Below are 3,217 nucleotides of genomic sequence, written 5' to 3'. Positions count from 1 at the left end.
AGGCTAATGTAACAAAGCCTGTTGTGTCGTATATAGCGGGTGTTACAGCGCCTGCTGGTAAGCGTATGGGGCATGCTGGGGCGATCATCGCTGGTGGTAAGGGTACAGCTGATGAGAAATTCGCTGCACTCGAGGCAGCTGGTGTGAAGACTGTTCGTTCTCTAGCGGATATTGGTTCAGCGCTGAAAGAAAAAGCTGGCTGGTAGGATATCGCTATTAGCGAGATTAACGATTTAAGTTAGTCTTTAAAGGGCGGGGTAGAGTTAATCTATCCCGCCTTTTTTGTATCCATTATAAAGTACAGTCTTGGCTCATTGCTTTTATTCGCAGGCAAAAAAAAGAGCGAATAAATCGCTCTTTTCAGGGGGGGCAATAAGGTTGTTTGCTTAAGCGCCAACAAGCTTCTTAATACTTGCAACAACATTGTCACCTTTGAAAGGCTTAACAATCCAGCCTTTAACGCCGGCAGCTTTACCGCGCTGCTTCATGCGTGGATCGCTCTCCGTAGTGAGCATGATAATATTTACAGTTGCGTTACCAAGTTCTCCGCGTACTTTTTCAACCATGGTTAAACCGTCCATGTTTGGCATGTTTACGTCCGAGATAATTAGTTTGATGCTTGGGTCTTTCTTCAGTTTTTCCAAGCCATCTTTACCGTCGACGGCTACTTCTACTGTCATGCCGTGCCCTTTTATAAATGAGCTAACTTCATTGCGTACGGTTGCAGAATCGTCAACAACAAGAATTTGAGCCATGTTTTTTTCCTCGTTTGTCTCTAAAGACTATTATTCAAATAAATTCAAAATATTTTAAGCAAATGCGCTGGGGTTAGAATAGCTCTAACTCTCCGCCATCTACGAAATCATCAACTGCTTTGTCGCTTTCAGCGAACTTTTCTGGTGACCAGCTTAGGTTAAATACCAGGCGCTGGTACAAGGTAATATTTGGGTAGCGTCTGCCCGGGTCGTTAAGCGTATATTTAAAGCATAGCTGAGGTTCCGTGGAACCAAAAGAAATATGCTTTTGTACATGGTTAACAATGATCGGTACTTGTGTTCGATGCCCATCATCCGGGCTTTCACCGCTATGGAAGTAACGGGATTTAATTCCGCCCCAAATCATATTTGTCAGCTCATTGAGAACCGAGTTGGTGTCTCTAGAGTCAGGGCGTGTTGTGTCTATATGAGTGCGTCCAGATCTAATAAGCTCCAATATCTCATTCTCAGTAGTCTGTAGCATCATGTACCCACGACACCAGTCACTTTCTAAAGGTATAAGGCTAAACAGCTCACCGTAAATGATTTGGTCTTTAACCAAATAGGGCTGCTCGCAACTAATATCTGTACCTTTAAAGATGTTCTCAAATGCATCTAAGGAAATATCCTGGATGCCCTGTGCAAGCTCGATAGGATAGTACATGCTGCACACATATGAGCTGATTAGCTCGTCTAGAGCTTCAGGTGTCTCAAGTGTATAAACACCTGTAATTGCTTCCTGAACATCAGGGTCAAGGTCTTGCGTATCAGTAAGGCTGCTTCTACGAAGAAAAATCGGTAGTTCAGGTCGTGTATGATGAATTTTCATGCACAAATCTAAACCGGTGAAGCCGTTCGGGTCAGGATCCTCTGATAGAAATATTGCGCCGAGGTCAACGTTAGACTTTAGTATGTCATCTATTTCGTTCGAAGCATCTTTAATGCCGATCATATTATTGCCTGTACTAACTTTTAGGCCGACAAGCTTATGCTTGGTGCAGACTTCTTTGAGTACAGATAGTGCATCATCATTACATTCGTGCACCAAAACTTTACTGACTATTTGTGTGGTTTCGCTCATTTTTACTCCTGCTTAAATCTATCTTTATTGCGTCTTCTTATTGGATAGATGCAATTAAAACATTTCTAACTCGCCTGAATCGGTTTCTTGTTCAATCAAGTGTCTATCAATACGTATATCGAGTTCTTCATCGGCAACTAAATAAACGCTCGCGTAAAAGAGGGCTTGGTCATCGTATTCAGCAACTGAATGAGATTCAAAATTTGTATTCAAGCTCTTCATGTACTTTAAACAATCTTTACTTAATCGGTTTGGTGTCGACACGCCAAGGCTTGGTACTGCTTTACCAATATCTCGTTTAATGGCACCTAAAAATGCATTACCTACTTCGCCGAGATAGTCATAGAACTTATCGTCATCAAGATTGCTTTGGTTAATCTTAAGTGTCTCTGAAATCAAGCTTTCTGTTTCTGGCTTTTTAGTAAAGTGAAACAGTGCGAATATTCTGAAAAGCTGCGAGGACATTGTCAGTACGTAGAACTCAGCCTCGTTAAGGTTGTCGAGATTTGTGCGCTCTTTTATGTACCAGCGGGAAGGGTCAGACCCCGCAGTTATTGACTCTTCAAAACTTGCTTTGAAGGTGCGCTTTATTTCATTTTTGAATTCTTCATTTACTAACATATGCGTGGCCAAAATTTACTTTTGTTTCGTTCTGTTCATTGTTATCAGCTGTTCTATAGCTGGTTAAGCATATTTTTAACAATCTCTGTCGTGGACGAGACATCGGTCAGTATCATTTTTCCGCTAGCCTGAATGTCCTGGAAGGTCGCGGTGGTCAAAAAGTCATTCTTGTTTAGATTTTCTTTATAGCTCTCACTTAATTCTTGGCTTCGCATCGCCAAGTTACGAACTTCGTCAGCCACTACAGCAAAACCACGACCGTGTTCGCCTGCTCTTGCAGCTTCGATAGCTGCATTCAGCGCAAGGATTACAATCTGCTTAACGATGTTGAAAAACTCCTGGTTCTGCGTGTGCATCTCAGCATTATGTAGCATGAGCTGGGTTAGGCTTTCGTGCCAGCGCTCGAACGTAACAAGTAGGTCAGCAAGGTCTGCCAGGTCTTTTTCAACTTGAGTAAGTTGAGAGCTAAGGCTTTCTTTCTCAGCGTTGAAGGTACTATTTAGTTCATCTATCTGTGCGCGATACTCATTCTCTAGAATTGCTTTTTCATTTTCGAGCTGATCTTGAACGGTAGATATCTGATTGTTGAGGCCGCCGATTTGTTCTTCAAAAGATGAAACAGAACCTAGAGCGATATCTAATTGTTCTTGTAGTGTCTGGTTACTTTCCTCTAGCTGAGTAATCTGATCCAGGTGCGCGTTTGTATCAGCATTAATAGCGGCTATAGCCTTATTAGCTCTTGTGCGTACCACGAAAAACG

General features: G+C 42.3%; 4 protein-coding genes and 1 pseudogene. 1 reads left to right on the top strand and 4 read right to left on the bottom strand.

Annotated features, from left to right (window positions below; all coding sequences use genetic code 11):
- Window positions 1-206, top strand: a pseudogene (locus tag A3766_RS19685) (succinate--CoA ligase subunit alpha); the annotation flags it as partial.
- A 180-nt stretch (window positions 207-386) separates the two neighbouring features.
- On the opposite strand, the gene A3766_RS19680 reads toward A3766_RS19685, so the two are convergent.
- The 4 genes from A3766_RS19680 to A3766_RS32745 all read right to left on the bottom strand — a co-directional run.
- On the bottom strand, window positions 387-755 hold the full coding sequence (locus tag A3766_RS19680) for a response regulator (protein WP_068512332.1): 369 nt from the start codon (window positions 753-755) through the stop codon (window positions 387-389).
- A gap of 73 nt (window positions 756-828) precedes the next feature.
- Window positions 829-1,836, bottom strand: a complete 1,008-nt coding sequence (locus tag A3766_RS19675) for a chemotaxis protein CheX (RefSeq protein WP_068512335.1) — start codon at window positions 1,834-1,836, stop codon at window positions 829-831.
- Window positions 1,837-1,890: 54 nt separating this feature from the next.
- On the bottom strand, window positions 1,891-2,457 hold the full coding sequence (locus A3766_RS19670; protein ID WP_068512340.1) for a hypothetical protein: 567 nt from the start codon (window positions 2,455-2,457) through the stop codon (window positions 1,891-1,893).
- A gap of 53 nt (window positions 2,458-2,510) precedes the next feature.
- Window positions 2,511-3,217 (bottom strand): methyl-accepting chemotaxis protein (locus tag A3766_RS32745; RefSeq protein ID WP_082907171.1); only part of this gene is annotated, 707 nt, incomplete at its 5' end.

The sequence above is a fragment of the Oleiphilus sp. HI0132 genome (assembly GCF_001635845.1).
This window is presented reverse-complemented; position numbering and strand designations above follow the sequence as displayed.

Excerpts from the sequence above, each read along its gene's own strand:
- A3766_RS19675 (WP_068512335.1), bottom strand. The coding sequence starts at position 1,836 with ATGAGCGAAACCACACAAATAGTCAGTAAAGTTTTGGTGCACGAATGT.
- A3766_RS19670 (WP_068512340.1), bottom strand. The coding sequence starts at position 2,457 with ATGTTAGTAAATGAAGAATTCAAAAATGAAATAAAGCGCACCTTCAAA.
- A3766_RS19680 (WP_068512332.1), bottom strand. The coding sequence starts at position 755 with ATGGCTCAAATTCTTGTTGTTGACGATTCTGCAACCGTACGCAATGAA.